General features: G+C 68.5%; 20 protein-coding genes. 11 read left to right on the forward strand and 9 right to left on the reverse strand.

The genetic code is table 11. The annotated features are described in order from the left end of the window. The 7 genes from E1H18_RS02195 to E1H18_RS02225 form a co-directional block, all read right to left on the reverse strand. A complete protein-coding gene (locus tag E1H18_RS02195) occupies positions 1–1,341 on the reverse strand; it encodes an MFS transporter (RefSeq protein ID WP_172263255.1) in 1,341 nt (446 codons plus the stop codon). Between the two features lie 2 nt (positions 1,342–1,343). Next, positions 1,344–3,008 carry a thiamine pyrophosphate-dependent enzyme gene (locus E1H18_RS02200; protein ID WP_172263257.1) on the reverse strand — a complete coding sequence of 555 codons (1,665 nt, stop codon included), beginning with the start codon at positions 3,006–3,008 and terminating at the stop codon, positions 1,344–1,346. Positions 3,009–3,099: 91 nt separating this feature from the next. Continuing rightward, a complete protein-coding gene (gene argE / locus E1H18_RS02205) occupies positions 3,100–4,260 on the reverse strand; it encodes an acetylornithine deacetylase (RefSeq protein WP_172263259.1) in 1,161 nt (386 codons plus the stop codon). 2 nt (positions 4,261–4,262) lie between these two features. Next, complete coding sequence (gene hisC / locus E1H18_RS02210) at positions 4,263–5,378, reverse strand: histidinol-phosphate transaminase (protein ID WP_172263261.1); 1,116 nt, start codon at positions 5,376–5,378, stop codon at positions 4,263–4,265. A 32-nt stretch (positions 5,379–5,410) separates the two neighbouring features. Beyond that, positions 5,411–6,832, reverse strand: a complete 1,422-nt coding sequence (locus E1H18_RS02215) for an aldehyde dehydrogenase family protein (protein WP_172263263.1) — start codon at positions 6,830–6,832, stop codon at positions 5,411–5,413. Continuing rightward, positions 6,829–8,025 carry an aromatic ring-hydroxylating dioxygenase subunit alpha gene (locus tag E1H18_RS02220; RefSeq protein ID WP_172263265.1) on the reverse strand — a complete coding sequence of 399 codons (1,197 nt, stop codon included), beginning with the start codon at positions 8,023–8,025 and terminating at the stop codon, positions 6,829–6,831. Before E1H18_RS02220 ends, E1H18_RS02215 begins: the two co-directional genes overlap by 4 nt. A 16-nt stretch (positions 8,026–8,041) precedes the next feature. Further along, positions 8,042–8,992: a PDR/VanB family oxidoreductase gene (locus tag E1H18_RS02225; protein WP_172263267.1), complete on the reverse strand. Its 951-nt coding sequence runs from the start codon at positions 8,990–8,992 to the stop codon at positions 8,042–8,044. 245 nt (positions 8,993–9,237) lie between these two features. Here E1H18_RS02225 and E1H18_RS02230 point away from each other — a divergent pair, with 245 nt between their 5' ends. Further along, positions 9,238–9,696 carry a MarR family transcriptional regulator gene (locus E1H18_RS02230; RefSeq protein WP_172263269.1) on the forward strand — a complete coding sequence of 153 codons (459 nt, stop codon included), beginning with the start codon at positions 9,238–9,240 and terminating at the stop codon, positions 9,694–9,696. Here E1H18_RS02230 and hpaR read toward each other — a convergent pair. Beyond that, positions 9,693–10,169 (reverse strand): homoprotocatechuate degradation operon regulator HpaR, encoded by a 477-nt coding sequence (hpaR, locus tag E1H18_RS02235; protein WP_206679015.1) that lies wholly within the window; start codon positions 10,167–10,169, stop codon positions 9,693–9,695. The two genes, E1H18_RS02230 and hpaR, sit on opposite strands and share 4 nt — an antisense overlap. A gap of 126 nt (positions 10,170–10,295) precedes the next feature. Here hpaR and E1H18_RS02240 point away from each other — a divergent pair, with 126 nt between their 5' ends. The 10 genes from E1H18_RS02240 to E1H18_RS02285 all read left to right on the forward strand — a co-directional run bounded on the left by E1H18_RS02240 (position 10,296) and on the right by E1H18_RS02285 (position 19,408). After that, positions 10,296–11,030, forward strand: coding sequence for a fumarylacetoacetate hydrolase family protein (locus E1H18_RS02240; protein WP_172263271.1), 735 nt, complete (start codon positions 10,296–10,298; stop codon positions 11,028–11,030). Then, on the forward strand, positions 11,027–11,788 hold the full coding sequence (locus E1H18_RS02245) for a fumarylacetoacetate hydrolase family protein (RefSeq protein ID WP_172263273.1): 762 nt from the start codon (positions 11,027–11,029) through the stop codon (positions 11,786–11,788). Before E1H18_RS02240 ends, E1H18_RS02245 begins: the two co-directional genes overlap by 4 nt. After that, positions 11,785–13,251: a 5-carboxymethyl-2-hydroxymuconate semialdehyde dehydrogenase gene (hpaE, locus tag E1H18_RS02250; protein ID WP_172263275.1), complete on the forward strand. Its 1,467-nt coding sequence runs from the start codon at positions 11,785–11,787 to the stop codon at positions 13,249–13,251. Before E1H18_RS02245 ends, hpaE begins: the two co-directional genes overlap by 4 nt. An 11-nt stretch (positions 13,252–13,262) precedes the next feature. Further along, complete coding sequence (locus tag E1H18_RS02255; protein ID WP_172263277.1) at positions 13,263–13,589, forward strand: aromatic ring-opening dioxygenase subunit LigA; 327 nt, start codon at positions 13,263–13,265, stop codon at positions 13,587–13,589. Continuing rightward, positions 13,586–14,413, forward strand: coding sequence for an extradiol ring-cleavage dioxygenase (locus tag E1H18_RS02260; RefSeq protein WP_172263279.1), 828 nt, complete (start codon positions 13,586–13,588; stop codon positions 14,411–14,413). The genes E1H18_RS02255 and E1H18_RS02260 overlap by 4 nt, the downstream gene beginning before the upstream one ends. A 1-nt stretch (position 14,414) precedes the next feature. Then, entirely contained in the window at positions 14,415–14,801 is a 387-nt protein-coding gene (locus E1H18_RS02265) for a 5-carboxymethyl-2-hydroxymuconate Delta-isomerase (protein WP_172263281.1), read from the forward strand. Then, the gene (locus E1H18_RS02270; RefSeq protein WP_172263283.1) at positions 14,798–16,264 is read left to right on the forward strand and encodes an NAD-dependent succinate-semialdehyde dehydrogenase; all 1,467 of its coding nucleotides are present in this window, start codon (positions 14,798–14,800) and stop codon (positions 16,262–16,264) included. The genes E1H18_RS02265 and E1H18_RS02270 overlap by 4 nt, the downstream gene beginning before the upstream one ends. An 11-nt stretch (positions 16,265–16,275) precedes the next feature. Then, positions 16,276–17,079 (forward strand): 2-oxo-hept-4-ene-1,7-dioate hydratase, encoded by an 804-nt coding sequence (gene hpaH / locus E1H18_RS02275; RefSeq protein WP_172263285.1) that lies wholly within the window; start codon positions 16,276–16,278, stop codon positions 17,077–17,079. After that, positions 17,076–17,873 (forward strand): aldolase/citrate lyase family protein, encoded by a 798-nt coding sequence (locus E1H18_RS02280; RefSeq protein ID WP_172263287.1) that lies wholly within the window; start codon positions 17,076–17,078, stop codon positions 17,871–17,873. Before hpaH ends, E1H18_RS02280 begins: the two co-directional genes overlap by 4 nt. Positions 17,874–18,220: 347 nt before the next feature. Beyond that, the gene (locus E1H18_RS02285) at positions 18,221–19,408 is read left to right on the forward strand and encodes a site-specific integrase (RefSeq protein WP_172263289.1); all 1,188 of its coding nucleotides are present in this window, start codon (positions 18,221–18,223) and stop codon (positions 19,406–19,408) included. Between the two features lie 89 nt (positions 19,409–19,497). On the opposite strand, the gene E1H18_RS02290 is transcribed toward E1H18_RS02285, so the two are convergent. Beyond that, positions 19,498–19,746, reverse strand: coding sequence for an STAS domain-containing protein (locus tag E1H18_RS02290; RefSeq protein WP_370526394.1), 249 nt, complete (start codon positions 19,744–19,746; stop codon positions 19,498–19,500). Between the last annotated feature and the right edge of the window lie 4 nt (positions 19,747–19,750).

Raw genomic sequence — 19,750 nt, forward strand, 5'->3', positions numbered from 1 at the left:
CTAGGCGGCGGTGGTTTCAGCGGCGGCTTGTTCGAAGCGGTCTCGGTACTGGCGCAGGCCCACCCACAGCAGGGCGAAGGTCAGCGGTCCGATGACCACCGCGGCCGAGGCCAGGGCGTGCGGTAGCGCGCGGGGCCCCTGGAACACGAAGTCGCTGAGGAAGGCCGGCAGGATCGGACCCATGCTGATGCCGATGATGCCGGTGGTGAACAGGAAGACGGCGCCGAGTTGGGCGCGCAGGTGATTGGGCGCGACCATCTGCAGGGCCGAGGGGATCAGCACCGGCGTGAAGCCGATGAAGAACTTGAACGGAAACAGCATGACGGCCATGGCCTGGGCGTTCGGCATCAGCGGCAGGGCGACGGCCGGGATGGTGATGCCCACCGCCGCCAGGGCGGTGAGGCGCAGGCAGGCGTCGGTCTTGCCCTGGGCCAGCCAGCGGCTGGAGCACCAGCCGGCGAACAGCAGGCCTAGCGGGCCGCCGATCAGCGACGAGGCGCCGTTGATCCGGCCACTGGCCCCGACGTCCCAGCCCCACAGGCGGATGAACAGCTCCGGGTACCAGCTGTCGGCATAGGCCAGCACCGAGAAGAAGGCCGAACCCAGGAACAGCGACACCGACATCAGCGGGTGGCTGCGGATGAAGGTCAGGACTTCCGAGAACGGGAACGAACCCTTGGCCTTCTTGGCGACGACGCCGGTGCGGGCCGGCTCCTTCAGGGTCAGCATCCACAGGCTGACCAGCAGGCCCGGCAGGCCGACGATGATGAACACCATGTGCCACGAGCGCATCGCGCCGAAGATCGGCAGCACGATGTCGGGCGTCTGGGCGACCGCGGCGATGACCTGGCCGCCGATGATCATGGCCAGGCCCGAGCCGATGAAGATGCCGAAGGTATAGAAGCTCATCGCCTTGGGCAGGCGGGCCTTGTCGAACGAGTCCGACAGCATCGAATAGGCCGAGGGCGACAGGGTCGCCTCCCCCACCCCGACGCCCACCCGAGCCAGGAACAGCTCGATATAGCTGCGCGACAGGCCGCAGAAGGCGGTCATCACGCTCCAGGCGGCGATGCCGGCGGCGATCAGGGTCTTGCGATTGTAGCGGTCGGCCAGCCAGCCGATCGGCAGGCCCATCAGGGTGTAGAAGATCCCGAAGGCGCCGCCGGTCAGCAGCGAGAACTGGAAGTCGCTGATCTTCAGGTCGGCCTTGATCGGCTCAACCATCAGATAAAGGATCTGGCGATCCAGGAACGACAGCACATAGGCGACCATCAGGACGCCCGTGACGTACCAGGGATACCAGCGGGCCGATCCGGAGGCGGGTTTGACGTCGGTGCTCATTATCAGATGGCCTTGGGATCGCCGAGCGGATTGGCCGGCGGCGGCGAGGCCGGCGGCACGAACGGGTGGATCAGAGCCCACGGGCTGGGCATCTCAGACACCTGCACCTCGATCAGCGCCGGACCGCCGGCGGCCTTGGCCTCTTCCAGCGCCTTGGCCAGGCCCTGCGGATCACTGACCCGCGCGGCGCGGACGCCGAACGCCTTGGCCAGCAGGTCGAAGTCGGGATTGTGCAGCTCAACGGCGAACTCGCGGCCGAACGTGCGGCGCTGGATGCGCTGGACGTTGCCGAAGCGGTTGTCGGCGAACACCACGGTGGTCAGGTTCAGGCCGTACTTGGCGGCGGTCGCCAGATCGTTCAGGCCCCAGCCGAAGCCGCCGTCGCCGGTGATCGAGACGGTGCGCTCGTCGGGATTACCGACCGCCACGCCCAGCGCCGTCGGGAAGCCATAGCCCAGGGTGCCCTGATAGCCCGGCGTCAGATAGGTGCGCGGCGCGCGGACCGGATAGGCGACGCTGGCGAAGTAGCCGACCTGGGTCAGCTCGCCGACCAGCACGCCCTTGTCGCCGATGTGGTCGCGCAGCACGGCCAGATAGTCGGCCTGCGGCTTGATCTCGTCGAACTGCCCGGCCTCCCAGGCCTTGACCTGAGCGACCTCGGCGGCGCGCGAGGCGCGCGACTGGACCGGCAGCGCGGCCTTGATCGCCTCCAAGCCAAGGGTGACGTCGCCCTTCAGCGCGATCCCTGCCTTGCGCGGCGCGCCCAGGGCGGCCTCGTCGATGTTCAGATAGATGTACTGGCAGCCTTCGGCCGCATGGGTCGGCTGGGCCAGGGCGTTCAGGAAGCGCGAGCCGGCCACCAGCACGACATCGGCATGCGGCAGCACGCAGCGGCCGCCCAGGGTGGTCAGGGCCAGGTCGTGGTCGGCCGCCACGGCGCCGCGCGCGCCTTCAGTCATCACGATCGGGGCCTGGAGCGCCTCAGCCAGTTCACGCAGGGCCTCGCCCGCATCGGCCGCGCCCACGCCGCCACCGGCGCAGATCACCGGGAAGCGGGCGCCGGCCAGCAGCTCGGCGGCCTTGGCGACCAGGGCGGCGTCGACCGCGTCCGGCGCATAGGGCGCGGCGTCGAAATAGGCCACGGCGTCCATCGTCGCCTGCAGCACGTCCGGCGGCACCTCGATGGCCACCGGGCGCGGACGGCCCGAGCGCAGCTGGACAAAGGCCTCGTGCACCAGGGCCGGAACCTCTTCGGGCTTCAGGGCGATGCCGCTCCACTTGGTCAGCGACTTCAGGATGCCGGTCTGGTCGGGGATCTCGTGCAGCATGCCGTGACCCTTGCCGATCGTCGCCGACGGGATCTGGCCGCTGATGAACAGGACGCGCGAGTTGCAGGCCAGGGCCGTCGACAGGCCCGCCAGGGCGTTCAGCATGCCCGGCCCGGGGACCATCATGCAGACGCCCTCCTTGCCGGTGGCCCGCGCATAGCCGTCGGCCATGTACGAGGTCGCCTGTTCGTGGCGCGGAACGATGAAGTCGATGTCCTCGGCGGCGTCGCACAACGCGTCCACCGCCCAATCCAGTTGCACGCCGGGGATGCCGAAAATCACTTCGACGCCTTCGCGCTTCAGCTGCTCGACGAGCGCTTGCCCTCCGGTGACGGCCATACTCTGATACTCCCCCTGTGGCGGCCCCCGACGACCGCTTCGAAAAACAACTTAACTCGTTAATTATCGAGCGCCAGAGCTTTTTTGGGCCTCAGGCGCCGGTATTTTTCTCGGCGCCGATCAAGTGGGCGACGAAAGCCTCGCAAAGCGTCAGCTGGGCCAGATCGACGAACTCGTCCGGCTTGTGAGCCTGCTCGATATGGCCGGGCCCACAGACGATGGTCGGCACGCCGGCCGCCTGGAAGATCCCCGCCTCGGTGCCGAACGCGACATAGGCCGGCGCGCCGTTGCTGGCGCAGGCCCGCTCGACGCGGCGGATGAACGGATCGCCGCGGTCGGCCTGGAAGGCAGGGACCACGCCCAGTCGCCGGATCGCGATCCCCGGCTGGGCCGAGGTCTCGCGCATCTCGGGCTCCAGGGTGTCGCGACACCAGCGGCCCAGCTCGTCGACCAGGATCTCGGGCCGAGTGACGGGCAGATGGCGCAGGTCGAAGCGGAAAGCGCAGTGCTCGGGCACGATGTTCGTCGCCGCGCCGCCGGTGATGACGCCGGGACTGATGGTCGAATACGGCACGTCATAGCCGTCGTCGCGCGGCTCTTCGGCCTTCAGGGCCTCGCCCATCTGGCGCAGGCGCTCCAGCACACGGGCGGCGTAGGCGATGGCGTTGACCCCGTGCGGAGCCAATGACGAGTGGACGGCCAGGCCGCGCACCTCGACGGCATAGGCCGCCGCGCCCTTATGGCCGACGATCGGGCGCATGCCGGTCGGCTCGCCGATGACGCAGCCCGAGGGCTTCAGGCCCGCCGCGACCAGATCAGCGACCAGGGTCGGCGCGCCCAGGCACCCGACTTCCTCGTCATAGGACAGGGCGATGTGGAACGGTCGACCGCTGGCCGCCATGGCCGGTGCGGCGGCCAGCGCCACAGCGATGAAGCCCTTCATGTCGGCGACGCCGCGGCCATAGGCCCGGCCGCCGTCGAGGGTCATGACGAAAGGATCGGTCGCCCAGTCCTGGCCGTCGACCGGCACCACGTCGGTGTGGCCGGAGAAGACGATGCCGCCCTCCCCGTCTCCGAACGACGCCAGCAGATTGGCCTTGCGGCCGGCCGCGTCATAGGCGCGCCGGCAACGCGCGCCGAGGCCGGTCAGATAGGCCTCGGCGGCGTCGATCAGGTCGAGATTGCTGTCGCGGCTGACCGTCTGGAAGGCGATCAGCTGTTCGAGGATCGAGAGCGTATCGCCGGCCAGCATGGTCAGGCGGCCCGCTGCGCCAGGACTTCGCCCAGGTTCGACAGGAAGACGTCGTTCTCTTCCGGCAGGCCGATCGAGACGCGCAGCCAGGTCTTCAGGCCATAGTTGGCCACGGGGCGGGTAATGACGCCGCGGCGCATTAGGGCCTGCGCTACAGCCGGACCGTCGCCGACCTCGAACAGGATGAAGTTGGCCTTGGACGGCACATAGTCCAGGCCGAAGCTGGCGAAGGCGGCCTGCAGGCGATCGCGCTCGCGGGCGTTCAGGTCATGATAGGCCTGGGCGAAGTCGGTGTCGGCCAGGGCGGCCTCAGCGGCGGCCTGGCCGGCCGTCGACACGGCGAAAGGCATCTGCAGGCGCTTGAGAATGCTCAGGATCTCCGGACGCGCGATGCCGTAGCCGACGCGCAGGGCGGCCAGGCCGTGGATCTTGGAGAAGGTCCGCAGGACCAGCAGGTTCTCGCGGATCGCCAACAGGCGCTTGAGGTCGGGCTGTTCGGCGGCCGGCAGGAACTCGCGATAGGCCTCGTCCAGCACCACCAGCACATGGGCCGGCACGGCGGCCAGGAAGGCTTCCAGGTCGGCGGGCGCGACGGCGGTGCCGATCGGGTTGTTCGGCGTGGCCAGGAAGATCACCGCCGTCGCGTCGGTCACCGCGGCGGCCAGGGCGACCAAGTCGTGATCCCAGCCCTTGGCCGGCACGACGATGGTCTGAGCGCCTTGGGCGGCGGCGGTGCTCTCATAGGCGGCGAACGAGTACTGCGGGACGATCGCGTGGCGCTCGGCGTTCAGCCAGCCGCGCGAGACCTGCAGGATCAGGTCGCTGGAGCCGGCGCCCGGCAGCACCTGGTCGAAGCTGACGCCATTGGCGGCCGCCAGCGCCTCGCGCAGGCTGTAGTTGTCGAAGTCGGGATAGAACCGCGTGTCGGCGGCGCACTGGGCGATCGCCTCCAGGGCCTTGGGCGAGCAGCCCATCGGGTTCTCGTTGCTGGCCAGCTTGACGATCTTGGCCGGGTCCAGCCCGAACTCGCGCGCCACCGCCGAGATCGGACGGCCGGGCGGATACGGCGGGATGGCGTTGACGTGGGCGAGCGCGGTCGTGGCGTAAGCGTCGGACATGGGAACTACCTTCGAATGGAGCTTGCGGGCCTTCAGGCCTGCGGACGGGTGATGGCCTTGGGCGCGACGAACTCTTCCAGGCCATAGGCCCCGTTCTCGCGACCCAGACCCGATTGCTTGACGCCGCCGAACGGCGCGGCCAGGTCCAGGCCCGCGCCATTGATGACCACCTGGCCGGTGCGCAGGCGGCGGGCGACGGCGACGGCGCGCGCCTCGTCGGCCGACCAGACGCCGCCCGAAAGGCCATAGCGCGTGTCGTTGGCGATGCGCACGGCCTCGTCCTCGCCCTCATAGGTCAGGAGGGTCAGCACCGGGCCGAAGGTCTCGTGCTGGGCGATGGCGGCGTCGGAGGTGACGTCGCTCAACACTGTGGCGGCGACATAGGCCCCGGCGGCCAGGTCCTTGGGAATGTCCAGGCCGCCAGCGACGACCCGGGCGCCCTGCCCGATCGCGTCCTTCACGGCCTGGCGCACGCTGGCCTGCTGGATGTGTGTGGCCAGCGGACCCAGCCGCGTGGCCGGATCGGTGGGATCGCCCAGGATCCAGCCCTTGGCGGCCTCGGCGGCGATCGCCTCGACCCGCGCCTTGTGGCTGGCCGGCACGATCAGGCGCGACAGGGCCGCGCAGACCTGGCCGGAATTGATGAAGGCCTGACCCAGGGCGGCGGGGATCACCGTCTCCAGGTCGGCGTCATCCAGAATCAGGTTGGCCGACTTGCCGCCCAGCTCCAGCGACAGCTTCTTCAGGTCGCCGGCCGCCGAGGCGGCCACGGCGCGCCCGCCGCGGGTCGAGCCGGTGAACGAGATCATGTCGACCTCGGGATGGGAGACCAGCGCCGCCCCGGTCTCGCGACCGCCAAAGACCACGTTGAACACGCCCGCCGGCGCGCCGGCCGCGTCGAAGATCCGGGCCATGACGGCCGCATCCAGGGGCGTGACCTCGCTGGGCTTGAGCACCACGGTGCAGCCGGCGGCCAGGGCCGGGCCGACCTTGGCCATGATCTGGTGCAGCGGGAAATTCCACGGCGTGATGGCCACGACCACCCCGACCGGATCCTTCTGGACCAGCGAACGGCCCAGGGTCTCGTCGTGCAGCCGCTCGGCGGCGGCGATCGTGGTGTGGATATCGCCGATCGGCAGGCCGATCTGGGCGGCGCGGCAGAAGCTGGTCGGGCAGCCCATCTGGGCGGTGATCAGCGCCGCCAGCTCGTCGCCGGCGGCGCCAATGCCGTCGGCTACGCGCTTCAGCAGCGCCAGGCGGTCCTCAAGGGGAGTGTCGGCCCAAGCCGGGAAGGCCCTGCGCGCAGCGTTTACCGCCGCGTCGACCTCGCCCGTGTCGGCCTGAGCGAAGCGCGCGACCCGTTCGCCGCTGGCCGGATTGATCGCCACCAGGGCGTCCGGGTCGCTAGCCGGCGTCCAGGCGCCGCCGATGAAGTGATGGTTGCCTTGGGTCATGCGACAGCATCCTTGGCGACCACGGCGGTGCCGGCGTCCAGACGGACCAGAGCGCTCTCTTCGTCGAAGGCCACGCCCATCGGATTGCGGCCGGCGGCGATCTCGGCCAGCTGGCGGCGATAGACCCGGCGCAGCATGGCCAGGCCCTGGTCGGTCGAGGTCAGGTTCTCTTCCGAGTGATAGGTGATCGCGCCCTGGCTGACCTGGGCCTCGTAGTCGCCCGGGAAGGCCTGGTGCTCTTCCTCGGTCAGCTCGTGCCAGAGCTTGCCATTGAAGTGCGAGCGGATCTTCGACAGCGCACCCGCTTCAGTGACGCGGCCGGCCGAATAGATGCGGAAGCTGGTGTCGTCGATCGGCAGCACCCAGCCCAGCAGCGAGCACGGCCCGTCGGTCTCGGCGCGCGGGCTGGCCACGGCGCGGACCGTCGGCAGCACGGCCTCGGTGATGCGGCGGTGCGTGCCGTGATCCAGGTCGCGCAGCTGGATCGAGCGCACGCCGCGCTCGGTGTATTCGAAGGTCACCTTGGGCATCAGCGCCATCTTGGCGATGAACTGGTTGCCGCTGAACGAGCCGTGCAGGATCGGCACGTGGAACGGGTCCATTACGTTCTCGAAGTGCTGCAGCCAGTTGCAGGGCACCACCACGGGACCGCCGCTGCCGATGCTGCTGTCGTCGGCCTCGATGAACTCGCCGGGGTTCAGGTTCTCCAGCACGTCGTAGCGCGGCAAGGCCGGCTTCAGGTGCGCCGGACCCAGATAGGCGAAGATCAGGCCGTAGCGCTCCTCGACCGGATAGTGCGGCTGGCGGACCTTGTCGCAGGTCGCCGCGCCCAGGTCAGGCTCGCAGGGCTGCTCCAGGCAGCGGCCGTCCACGGCGAACTTCCAGCCGTGATAGCAGCAGCGCAGGCCGTCTTCCTCGACCCGGCCATAGTACAGCGAGGCGCCGCGGTGGGCGCAGCGGGGATGCAGCAGGCCCGCCTGGCCGCGCCCGTCGCGGAACAGGATCAGGTCCTCGCCCAGCACGCGCACCTGGCGCGGCTTGTCGCCGGCGTCGGCGGTCACGCCAATGGGATGCCAGTAGCGACGCAGCAGCTCGCCCATCGGGGTCCCCTGACCCACGCGGGTCAGCTCCTCGAAGAACGTCGGCTCCGGGCGACCGTAGGCGGTCGGCGCGTCCACGGTGATCGAGCTCATATGTTTCCCCTACCCCCTACAGATCCAGTGTCAGTTTCGGGCTCTTGGCCCGCGAGCAGCAGATCATCATCGAGCCGCCCGCCGCGCGTTCGGCCTCGCTGAGGATCATGTCCCGGTGGTCCGGTTCGCCGGCCAGGACGGTGGTCTCGCAGGTCCCGCAGACCCCGTTGCGGCACGACGACGGCGCGGCGATCCCGGCCGCCGCCAGCGCGTCGAGAATAGTCTCCGTCGGCCCCACCTCGATCGACCGGCCCGAGCGGGCCAGTTCGACGACGAAGCTGCCGGCTTCGCCCTGGATCGGCGCGGCGCCGAAGCGCTCGACACTGACCAGTTCGGCGGGACGGCCCGCGGTCGCGGCGGTAAAGGCCTCGATCATCGAGACCGGACCGCAGCAATAGAGCTTGGCGCCGGCCGGAACGGCGGCGATCGCCGCGGCCAGATCGGCCGGACCGCCGGCCTCGGCGTCGAAATGCAGCCGTGCGCCGTTCAAGCTTCCCAGTTCGGCGGCGAAGGCGGCGTTGGTCTTGGAGCGGGCCGCGTACAGCAACGAGAACGGCCGGCCCAGGGCGGCCAGGCGCACGGCCATGGCGCGGATCGGCGTGACCCCGACGCCGCCGGCGAACAGCGCCGTGTAGGGCGCGGCCTCGTCCAGGGGAAAGGTGTTGCGCGGCGGGCTGGCCTTCAGGATCATCCCTGGCCGCAGTTCCTTGTGCAGCCAGGCCGAACCGCCGCGTCCGGCGCGGTCCAGGCCCACGGCGATCTCGTAGACCCCCGCCCCGCCGTCGTTGATCAGCGAATATTGCCGCACACCCACGGGCAGATGCAGATCGATATGGGCGCCGGGCTCGAACGCCGGCAGCGGCTGGCCGTCGCAGGCCTCCAGCACGAAGGACAGCACCCCCTCGCTCTCCAGCCGCACGGCGCGGACCAGGACGTCGCGCGCCGCCGCCTCGGGCGTACCAGCCATCGATTCCGTCTGTTGTGTTGCGCCGACAGCCACTCTGCCTCCCCGCAGACCGCTTTCTGATCATGACGTGATCATGACGTCGCAAGTTACTTAACGTGTTATATTTCTCTGTGCAAGCGGTCCCAAACCGTGTTGTGACGGGCTTCTCGACGGGCCGGCTTGCGAAAGATCGCAACTGGCCCAAGGATTGACGGCTGCGCGCAGCCAAACGGTGCGACGGTGATATGGCGATCAGGAGCGAACGGGTGCCAGGCCTACTCGAAGACAGACCGTCGGACCTGCGGCGCCTGCCCGTCCTGCTGCACCGCGCCCGCGAAGCATTCTCGGTGCGCTTCCGCGACGTGTTCCAGGAGCACGATCTGACGGACCAGCAGTGGCGAATCCTGCTGCTGATCCGCAGCGACCCGTCGTCGGACATTTCCGACCTGGGCCGCCGCTCGTTCCTGCTGGGCCCCAGCCTGACCCGGATCCTGCGCAGCCTGGCCGAACGCGGCCTGATCCTGCGCCGCCCCGATCCGGAGGACGCCCGCCGCGCCTTCCACGAACTGACGCCCAAGGGCGCGGCCCTGATCGACGAAGTCGCGCCGAACTTCGACCCGATCTACACCGATCTGGCGACGCGTCTGGATGCGGAAAACCTGGCCCGACTCACGCACGAACTGGAAGTGCTGCTGCGTACGCTTAACCCCGGCGCGCTGGACTAGTCCTCGAAGATCGGCGGGCCGTTCAGCGCTTCAGACAGGGCGTTCAGCTCGGTCTTCAGCGCCGCGATGCGCGCCACGCCGAAGGCTTCCTCGATCTCGGCGTTGGCGCGCTTGCTGTGCGGCACGACCTCCAAGATCAGCGCGATCCCGGCCGGCTGAATGCTGACGAGACCTCGGCGCAGGTCCTCGACCACCGAGCGGCGCTGGATCAGGCCGCGCGCCACCAGGTCCTTGAGGATTCGCGACAGGCTGGACGGCAGGAGGCAGATGCGCTCGGCCAGGGCCGTGACCTCGATCTCTCCGACCTCGGCCAAGGTGCGCAGCACCCGCCATTGCTGCTCGGTGACGTCATGCTCGCGCAGGATCGGACGGAAGCGCGACATCACGCTTTCGCGCGTGCGCAGCAGGGCCAGCGCCAGCGACTGGGTGTAGGGCGCCAGCCCGATGGCCGACCTTGTCGTCTGGTCCGTCAAATGAGTTCCGATCGCATCGCGCGTATTTTGCGGCCCTCCTCCTTGTCACGCGAATAATTGTCATGACAAGAGGTTGACTTATTTATCATGTTAAACAATCGTCCCTGACGAACACAGGGGCGAGGAATGCACAGGGTTTTCGCGGTTCGCGAAGGAAGTCGAAATCTGGAGTGGCTGGCGGCGTCACAGGCCGAAAACTTGGCCGCGCAAGGCCGCCTCGCCTGCCCGCTGGACGGAACCGTCTACGGTGTGGCGCTGAACTCACGCCGTCATCTGGAGCGGCTGGGTGCGGCCCTGGAGCAGGCGCCTTACGTCAAGCCGCCGGTCGCGCCGGTCCTGTACGTAAAGCCCGTCAACACCTTCAACCGCAGCGGCGGCGTGGTCGAGCTCCCGGCCGGCGTCGAGGCGCTGGAGGCCAACGCCACCCTGGCCGTGGTGTTCGAACGTGACCTCGCCAAAACCGCGCCGGGCGCCGTCGCCGCCGCCATCCGGGGTTACGCGATCGCTATCGACGTCTGCATCCCGCACGACAACCTGCACCGCCCAGCGATCACCGCTCGCTGCCGCGACGGCTTCCTGCCGGTTGGTCCGTGGATCGCGCCGGTCGCCGATCCCGACGCCGTGGAGATCGTCACCCAGGTCAACGGCGCCGAAGCCGCACGCTGGTCGCTGGCCGACCTGAAACGCCCAGTGTTCGCGTTGGTCGCCGAGATCAGCCAGTTCATGACCTTCGCCGCCGGCGACACCCTGCTGGTCGGCCTCAACCCCGATCCGGCCTTCGTCCGGGCCGGCGACGTCGTCCGCGCTTCCGCCGAAGGCCTGGGCGAACTCGACGTCACCTTCAAGGGAGAAGGCCAATGAGGCGCGCCCGCATCGCCTGGAACGGCGGCGTGCATGAGGCCGTCGTCAGCGCCGACGCCCAGAGCCTGCGCCTGGCCGATGGTCGCGAGGTCGCCGCCGACGCCGTGACCTGGCTGCCGCCGGTGGTTCCCAAGACCATCTTCGCCCTGGGCCTGAACTATGCCGACCACGCCGCCGAGCTGGCCTTCGCGCCGCCGAAGGAGCCGCTGGTCTTCCTGAAGGGCCCCAACGCCCTGATCGGTCACAACGCCACGACCCGCCGGCCCGCCGACGCCAACCAGATGCACTACGAGTGCGAGCTGGCCGTCGTGATCGGCCGCGGCGGCCGGGGCATCCGAGCCGAGGACGCCCACGACCATGTCGCTGGCTACACCGTGGCCAACGACTATGCGATCCGGGAGTATCTGGAGAACTACTACCGGCCGAACCTGCGGGTGAAGAACCGCGACGGCTGCACGCCAATCGGCCCCTGGATGGTCGACCGCGACGACGTCGCCGATCCGATGGATCTGGCCCTGCGCACCCTGGTCAACGGCGTCGAGGTCCAGAGCGGCCGGACCAACGACATGATCTTCGCCATCCCCGACCTGATCGCCTTTCTGAGCAGCTTCATGACGCTCAATCCCGGCGACCTGATCCTCACCGGCACGCCGCACGGCGTCGTCTACCTGCAGCCCGGCGACGTGGTGACCACCGAGGTCGAGGGCGTGGGCGCCCTCACCAATTCCCTCGTCGCAGAAGACCTGAAGAGCGCATGAGCACGATCAAGCACCTGATCGACGGCAAGGCCGTCGAAAGCGCCGAGCGCTTCGTCACCTACAATCCGGCCACGCAAGAAGCCATCGCCGAGGTCGCGGCCGGCGACGCCGCCGAGATCGCGGCCGCGGTCGAGGCAGCCAAGGAAGCCTTCCCCAAGTGGGCCGGCACGCCCGCCAAGCAGCGCGCGGCGATCATGCGCAAGGTCGGCGACCTGATCACCGCCCATAGCGACGAGCTGGCCCGGCTGGAGACCGAGGACACCGGCCTGCCGATCCACCAGACCAGCGCCCAGCTGATCCCCCGCGCGGCCGACAACTTCCACTTCTTCGCCGAAGTGGCTACGCGGATGGACGGGCGCAGCTATCCCGTCGACAACCAGATGCTGAACTACACGCTGTACCAGCCGGTCGGCGTGTGCGGCCTGATCTCGCCCTGGAACGTGCCGTTCATGACGGCGACCTGGAAGACCGCGCCGTGCCTGGCCCTGGGCAACACCGCCGTGATGAAGATGAGCGAGCTGTCGCCGCTGACCGCCGACCGCCTGGGTCAGATCCTGCTGGAAGCCGGCGTGCCGAAGGGCGTCTTCAACCTGGTCCACGGCTATGGCCGCACGGCGGGTGAGGCCCTGGTCCGCCACAAGGACATCCGCACCCTGTCGTTCACCGGCGGCACCTCGACCGGCTATCGCATCGCCGAGACGGCGGGCATGAAGAAGCTGTCGCTGGAGCTGGGCGGCAAGTCGCCGGTGCTGATCTTCGACGACGCCGACCTGGAGCGGGCCCTGGACGCGGCCCTGTTCACGATCTTCTCGCTGAACGGCGAGCGCTGCACGGCCGGCTCGCGGATCTTCATCCAGGAGACGATCTACGACAAGTTCGTGGCCGAGTTCGCTGAACGCGCCAAGAAGATCCGCGTCGGCGATCCGCAGGACCACCACACCCAGGTCGGCGCGATGATCACCCGCCAGCACTGGGAGAAGGTCACCGGCTACATCGCCTTGGCCGAGCAGGAAGGCGCGCGCATCGTCGCCGGCGGCCTGGAGCGTCCGGCCGGCCTGCCCGAGCGGGTGGCCAACGGCAACTTCATCCAGCCGACCGTCTTCGCCGACGTCGACAACGCCATGCGCGTGGCCCAGGAGGAGATCTTCGGCCCCGCCGTGTGCCTGATCCCGTTCAAGGACGAGGCCGACGGCCTGCGCCAGGCCAATGACGTGCGCTATGGCCTCGCCTCCTACATCTGGACCCAGGACATCGGCCGCGCCCACCGCCTGGCCGCCGGCATCCAGGCCGGCATGGTGTTCATCAACAGCCAGAACGTCCGCGACCTGCGCCAGCCGTTCGGCGGTGTGAAGGACTCCGGCGTGGCCCGCGAAGGCGGCGAGTACAGCTTCGAGACCTTCTGCGAGATCAAGAACATCTGCGTCTCGCTGGGCTCGCACCCCATTCCGAAATGGGGCGTCTGAAGGATCGCGCCATGAGCCTGTACGCCCTGCAGAAATTGCTGTTCACCCTCAACCGCGACCCGGCGCTGCAGGCGGCGTTCAAGGCTGATCCCGCACCGGTGCTGGACGGCTACCGCCTGACCGACGAAGAGCGCGGCGCGATGACCGCCCACGACGTGGGCCTGCTGTACGTGCTGGGCGTCAACGGCCAGATCCTGATGCACTTCGCCGCCTTCTGCGGCTTCGCCTGGCCCGACTATCTGGAAGCCATGCGCGAGGGCGTGCGCCGCCACGGCCCCGTGCGGGCCGGCGTCTACGCCCTGACCAGCTCTCTCGATGAAAAGGTCGCCGGACTATGAGCCTTGTCTTCGCCGGCGTGACCAGCCACGGCCCGGGCATCACCGCCCGTCCCGAGACCGCCGATCCGGTGGTGCGCGACGCCTTCTTCGCGGCGCTGGGAAGCATGCGCCAGCAGCTGGAGGCGGCCAAACCGGACGCCCTGGTGGTGATCGCCGCCGAGCACTTCGCCAACTTCTTCATGAACAACATGCCGGCCTTCGCGATGGGCATGGCCGATGTCTATGAGGGGCCGATCGAGGACGAGGCCTGGCTGAAGATCAAGCGTCGCGACGACATCCCCGGCGACGCGGATCTCTCCAAGCGGCTGATCACCGAGATCATGCAGACGGTCGACGTGGCCTTCGCCGAAGAGTGGCGCTTCGACCACGGCATCTCGGTGCCGCTGCACTTCCTGACGCCCGACTACGGGCTGAAGATCATCCCGGTGAACATCAACTGCCAGGGTCCGCCCCTGACGCCGCTGCACCGGGCCTGGGCGTTCGGCGAGGCCCTGCGCCGGGCCTGCGACAAGGTCCCCGAGCGCATCGCGGTGATCGCCACCGGCGGCATCTCGCACTGGCCGGCCACGCCGGACTCCGGAAAGATCAACGAGGCCTGGGACCGCGACTTCCTGGATCGCTGGTCGCGCAACGACCGCGCGGCGCTGACCGCCTATACCGACGCCGAGACCTATCGCGACGGCGGCCAGGGCGGGTTCGAGATCCGCACCTTCATCGCCCTGGCGGCCTGCGCTGGCGGGCAAGGCGACGTGCAGTTCTACGGCCCGATCCCGCAGTTCGCGGTCGGCTGCACCGTCGGCGTCATGGACATCGTCGAGCCCTGACATGCCTCACTGCACGGTCGAATACACCCGCAACCTGGACCCCGGGGCCGACATCCCCGGCCTGCTGGCCAAGCTGGCGGCGAAGTTCCGCGACAGCGACGGGGTCTTCCCGATCGGCGCGATCCGCGTGCGCGCCATCCGCCTGGACGAGTACGTGATCGCCGACGGCGCGGCCGACGACGCCTTCGTCCACATCACGGTCAAGATCGGCCAGGGCCGTCCGGAAGCGTTCAGGAAGGCGTTTTTCGACAGCTTCTTCGCCATCGCCAAGGACCACCTCGCCTCGGTCTTCGACGAGCGCGGGACGGCCCTGTCGATGTACGTCGAGGAAGTCGACGAGCAAGGCGCCTATCGCCACAACACCATCCACAAGCGGTTCGGGCGATGAACGCCCTGACGCTGGATCGCCCCGAACTGTTGGACGGCCGCGCGCTGGTCGGCGGCGTGCGCATCGAAACCATCGCGGCCTTCATCCCGACCGATCCGGCCACCGGCCTGCCCGCGGGCGAGGTCTCTGATGTCGACCCCGACACCGCGCGAACAGCAGTGGACGCCGCCGAGGCCGCGTTCCAGACGTGGCGCACCACCCCGCCCCGTCGGCGCTCGGCTCTGTTGCGCGCCTGGTTCGACGCCATCGTCCTGCATCGCGAGGACCTGGCCAAGATCATCGCCTGGGAGAGCGGCAAGCCCCTGCAGGAGGCTCGCGACGAGGTCGCCTATGGCGGGTCGTACATCGAGTGGTACGCCGAGGAGATCAAACGCCCTTCCGGCCAGGTCCTGACGCCCGCCGCGACCGACCGCCAGGCCGTGACCACCCGCGAGCCGGTCGGCGTCGTGGCCCTGGTCACGCCGTGGAACTTCCCGTTCGCCATGATCGCCCGCAAGGCCGCCCCGGCCCTCGCCGCCGGCTGCACGGTGGTGGCCAAGCCGGCCGAGGACACCCCGCTGACCACCCTGGCCGCCGCGGCGCTGGCGCTGGAAGCCGGCCTGCCGCCGGGCGTGCTGAACGTCTGCCCGGCCTCGCGCGCCAGCACGCCAGCCCTCAGCCAAGCCTGGATGGACGACCGCCGGGTGCGCAAGATCTCTTTCACCGGCTCGACCCAGGTCGGCCGCCTGCTGGCCCACCGCGCCGCGGCCTCGCTGAAGCGCGTGTCGCTGGAGCTGGGCGGCGACGCGCCGTTCATCGTCTTCGACGACGCGGACCTCGACCTCGCCGTCCGCGCGCTGATGAAGGCCAAGTTCCGCAACGCCGGCCAGGCCTGCGTCGCCGCCAACCGCGTCTATGTGCAGGCCGGCGTGCGCGAGGCGCTGACCCCGCGCCTGACCACCGCCCTCGAAGCCCTCACCGTCGGCGCGCCCGCCGACGGCCCCGCCGACATCGGCCCACTGATCAACGCTCGCGCGCTGGAGAAGGTCGAGAGCCTGGTGGCCGACGCCGTCGCCGAGGGGGCGCGCGTGCTGCTGGGCGGCCAACGCCTTGAGCGGTCCGGCTGCTTCTACCCGCCGACCCTGGTCGACGCCGTGCGTCCGTCCATGGCCCTCGCCCGCGAGGAGATCTTCGGCCCCGTCGTCGCGCTGCAGACCTTCGCCGACGAGGCTGAGGCCCTGCAGCTGGCCAACGACACCGACTATGGCCTGGCGGCCTATGTCTGCACCCGCGACCACGCCCGCATGTGGCGCATGGCCCAGGGGCTGGAGGTCGGCATGGTCGGCGTCAACGAGGGCGCGATCTCCAGCGAGGCCGCGCCGTTCGGAGGCGTCAAGCAGTCCGGCTACGGCCGCGAGGGCGCCGCCGAGGGCCTCGCCGAATACCAGTCCGTCAAATATGTCTGCTTCGGCGGACTCGCCTAGGAGGGCCGCCCATGCTCAGCCAGAGCCTCATCGAAGACTACGCCCGCCGCCTGGACGCGGCCGAGATCAGCGGCCAGCAGATCGCGCAGATCTCGCTGGCCCAGCCCGACATCACCCTGGACGACGCCTACGCCATCCAGAAGGCCTGGGTGGCGCTGAAGCTGGCCCGCGGCCGCACGGTCAAGGGCCACAAGATCGGCCTGACGTCCAAGGCCATGCAGCGCTCGTCCAACATCAGCGAGCCCGACTTCGGCGTGCTGCTGGACGACATGTTCATCGACGACGGGGCCGAGACGCCCGTCAGCCGCTTCATCGTCCCGCGCATCGAGGTCGAGCTGGCCTTCATCCTGGGCAAGCCGCTGGAAGGCCCCAACTGCTCGATCTTCGACGTCATGGACGCCACCGACTACGTGGTGCCGGCCCTGGAGCTGATCGACGCCCGTATCCAGCAGGTCGATCCGGCCACCAAGACCACCCGCAAGGTGTTCGACACCATCTCCGACAACGCCGCCAACGCCGCCGTGATCATGGGCGGGCGCGCCGTGCGCCCCATGGACTTCGACCTCAGCCGCGTCTCGGCTGCGCTCTATCGCAATGGCGTGGTCGAGGAGTCCGGCGTCGCCGTGGCGGTGCTGAACAATCCCTGGAACGGCCCGGCCTGGCTGGCCCGCAAGCTGGCCCCGCATGGCGAGCGGCTGGAAGCCGGCGAGATCATCCTGGGCGGTTCGTTCACCGCCCCCGTCCCCGCCCGCGCCGGCGACACCTTCCATGCCGACTACGGCCCGTTGGGCGCGATCAGCGTGAGGTTCTCGTGACCCCCAACACTTTCAAAGCCGCCCTGCGCGAGGGCCAGCTGCAACTGGGCTTCTGGCAGGCCCTGGCCAGCCCTCTGGTCGCCGAACTGTGCGCCGGCGCCGGCTTCGACTGGCTGCTGCTGGATGGCGAACACGGCCCCAACACGATCACGAGCCAGCTGGCCCAGCTGCAGGCGATCTCGGGTCAGAACGTCCACGCCGTCGGCCGCGTGCCGGTCGGCGAGACCTGGATCATCAAGCAGTACCTGGACATCGGCTTCACCACCCTGCTGGTGCCGATGGTCGACACCGCCGAGCAGGCGGCCCAGATCGTGCGCGCCTGCCGCTATCCGCCGAACGGGGTGCGTGGCGTCGGCAGCGGCATCGTCCGCGCCTCGGCCTTCAACCGCACGCCGGGCTATCTGGGCAAGGCCGACGCGCAGATCTGCGTGCTGGTCCAGGTCGAGACGCTGGAGGGCCTGAAGAACCTGGACGCCATCGCCAATACCGAGGGCGTTGACGGCGTATTCATCGGCCCGGCCGACCTGTCCGGCGCCATGGGTTTCCTGGGCAAGCCCGGCGCGCCAGAGGTGCAGACCGCCATCGCCGACGCCTTCCAGCAGGTGCGCGCGGCCGGCAAGGCCGTCGGCATCCTGACCGCCGACCGCAGCCTCGCCCAAGGCTATATCGAGATGGGCTTCACCTTCGTGGCGGTCGGCAGCGACGTCGGCCTGTTCGTCAAGGCGACCGACGAACTCCTGGGCGCCTTCCGCGAAACCGGACGCGCCCCCGCCACGACAAGCTCGGTGTACTAGCGGCGGCCCCCAAGAGGCCAACGAACCGACAAACTCTCAAATTATTGATTTCATTGAGAATGCGTGGCGGTGAGAGAGTCCGCCAAACCAGTATTCCCATACCGCATCATGACGTTCCGCAATGTCCCAATATCACGTTGATTATAATGGATTAATTCCCTCTCTTGTGTCACTCTGTCCGTCGGCCGCCCACCCGATCCTGAGTACAAAATGGGACCGAAAGTGGGGCCCAAAGTGGGGCCGAAAATGAGAGTCGGCGAATTTCGCCGGACCGACAGGCCGGGGCTGCCGGAAGTGGGACCGAGCGGCTTTCGAAAAGTGGGGCCGAACTAAGCTGGAGGCTTGGCATGGGACGTTCACTTCACAAGCTGACCGCGATTCAAGCCGCGAAGCTCAACAAGCCGGGCCGCCATTCCGACGGCGGCGGCCTCTATTTGTCGATCGATGAAAGAGGGCGCCGGCGGTGGGTGTTCATGTACACGCGAGGCGGTAAGCGCGTTGAACTTGGGCTTGGGGGCCGCCGCGACCTTTCCCTGGCGGACGCGCGCGCTGAAGCGGCAACTTTACGTGCGATGCTGGCGTCGGGCACCGACCCCAAGGTCGAGCGTGCCAGGGATGACAAGGTCCAGACCTTCGGCACCTGCGCCGACGCTTATGTCGAAGCCATGCAGCCTTCGTGGCGCAACGCCAAGCACGCTGCACAATGGAAAATGACGCTCACCAAGTACGCTGCGCCGATCCGCGAGCGCCCTGTTGACGACATCACCACCCAGGACGTCCTGGACGTCCTTCAACCGCTATGGACACGCACGCCCGAGACCGCCGAGCGCCTACGGGGGCGGATTGAGAATGTCTTGGATGCGGCGAAGGCCAAAGGATTACGCACGGGCGAGAACCCAGCTCGCTGGCGTGGCCACCTCAACCAGCTCCTGCCTAAGCGTCAAAGGTTGGCGCGGGGGCACCATGCTGCGCTGGCCTACGATCTTGTCCCCGACTTCATGGCCAATCTGCGCACACGCAGCGCCGTGGCGGCGCGCGCGCTGGAGTTCGCGATCCTCACGGCTTCCCGCTCTGGCGAGGTGTTGGGCGCGACTTGGAACGAGATCGATCTGGACAAGAAGCTTTGGGTCATACCAGCAACCCGGATGAAGGCCGGACGGGAACACCGCGCGCCTCTTTCGGCTCGTGCAATGGAGATTATCGAAGCTCAATTTGACGACGGCACGGGTTACGTGTTCGCCGGGCCGAAGCCAGGTAAGCCCTTGTCATCGATGGCAATGGCGATGCTCCTTCGGCGTATGAAGTCGGACATCACCGTCCACGGCTTCCGCTCCACCTTCCGCGACTGGGCGTCGGAGACGACCGGCTTTTCGCACGAGGTGTGCGAAATGGCGTTGGCTCACACGATCGCCAACAAGGCCGAGGCGGCCTACCGGCGCGGCGATCTATTCGATAAGCGCCGCAAGCTCATGGATGCATGGGCCGGCTATTGTGCCGCTTGGCCACAGAAGATCGTTCCTTTGCTTCGAGCCTAGACGTTTGCCGACAAACGTGGAGCTGCGGCCAAAAGCCGTTCGAACCTCTCTACGCTTCGGGAAGCTAAGCTTCCCAAGTCGTAGAGAGGTCAATGGCCGGCGGATGTTTGCGCGCTAGTGCGCGACCCGCCCTGTGGCAGGTGCGTTTTGTCATGCTGGCCGACACGGGCGATCAATGTTCTGGTCGCCTCATTCATGCCGATCAAGTTCACCTCAGCGCCCTGACGGCGATAGCGGAACACGACCTTGTCGACCGCACCCGCCCCGGTCAGGTCCCAGAGGTGAGCGTCGGTCATGTCGATCTCGACGCGGCGAGGATGTGACGCCCCCACTTCCACGCCA

The sequence above is a fragment of the Caulobacter sp. RHG1 genome (assembly GCF_013181195.1).
Lineage (GTDB): Bacteria > Pseudomonadota > Alphaproteobacteria > Caulobacterales > Caulobacteraceae > Caulobacter.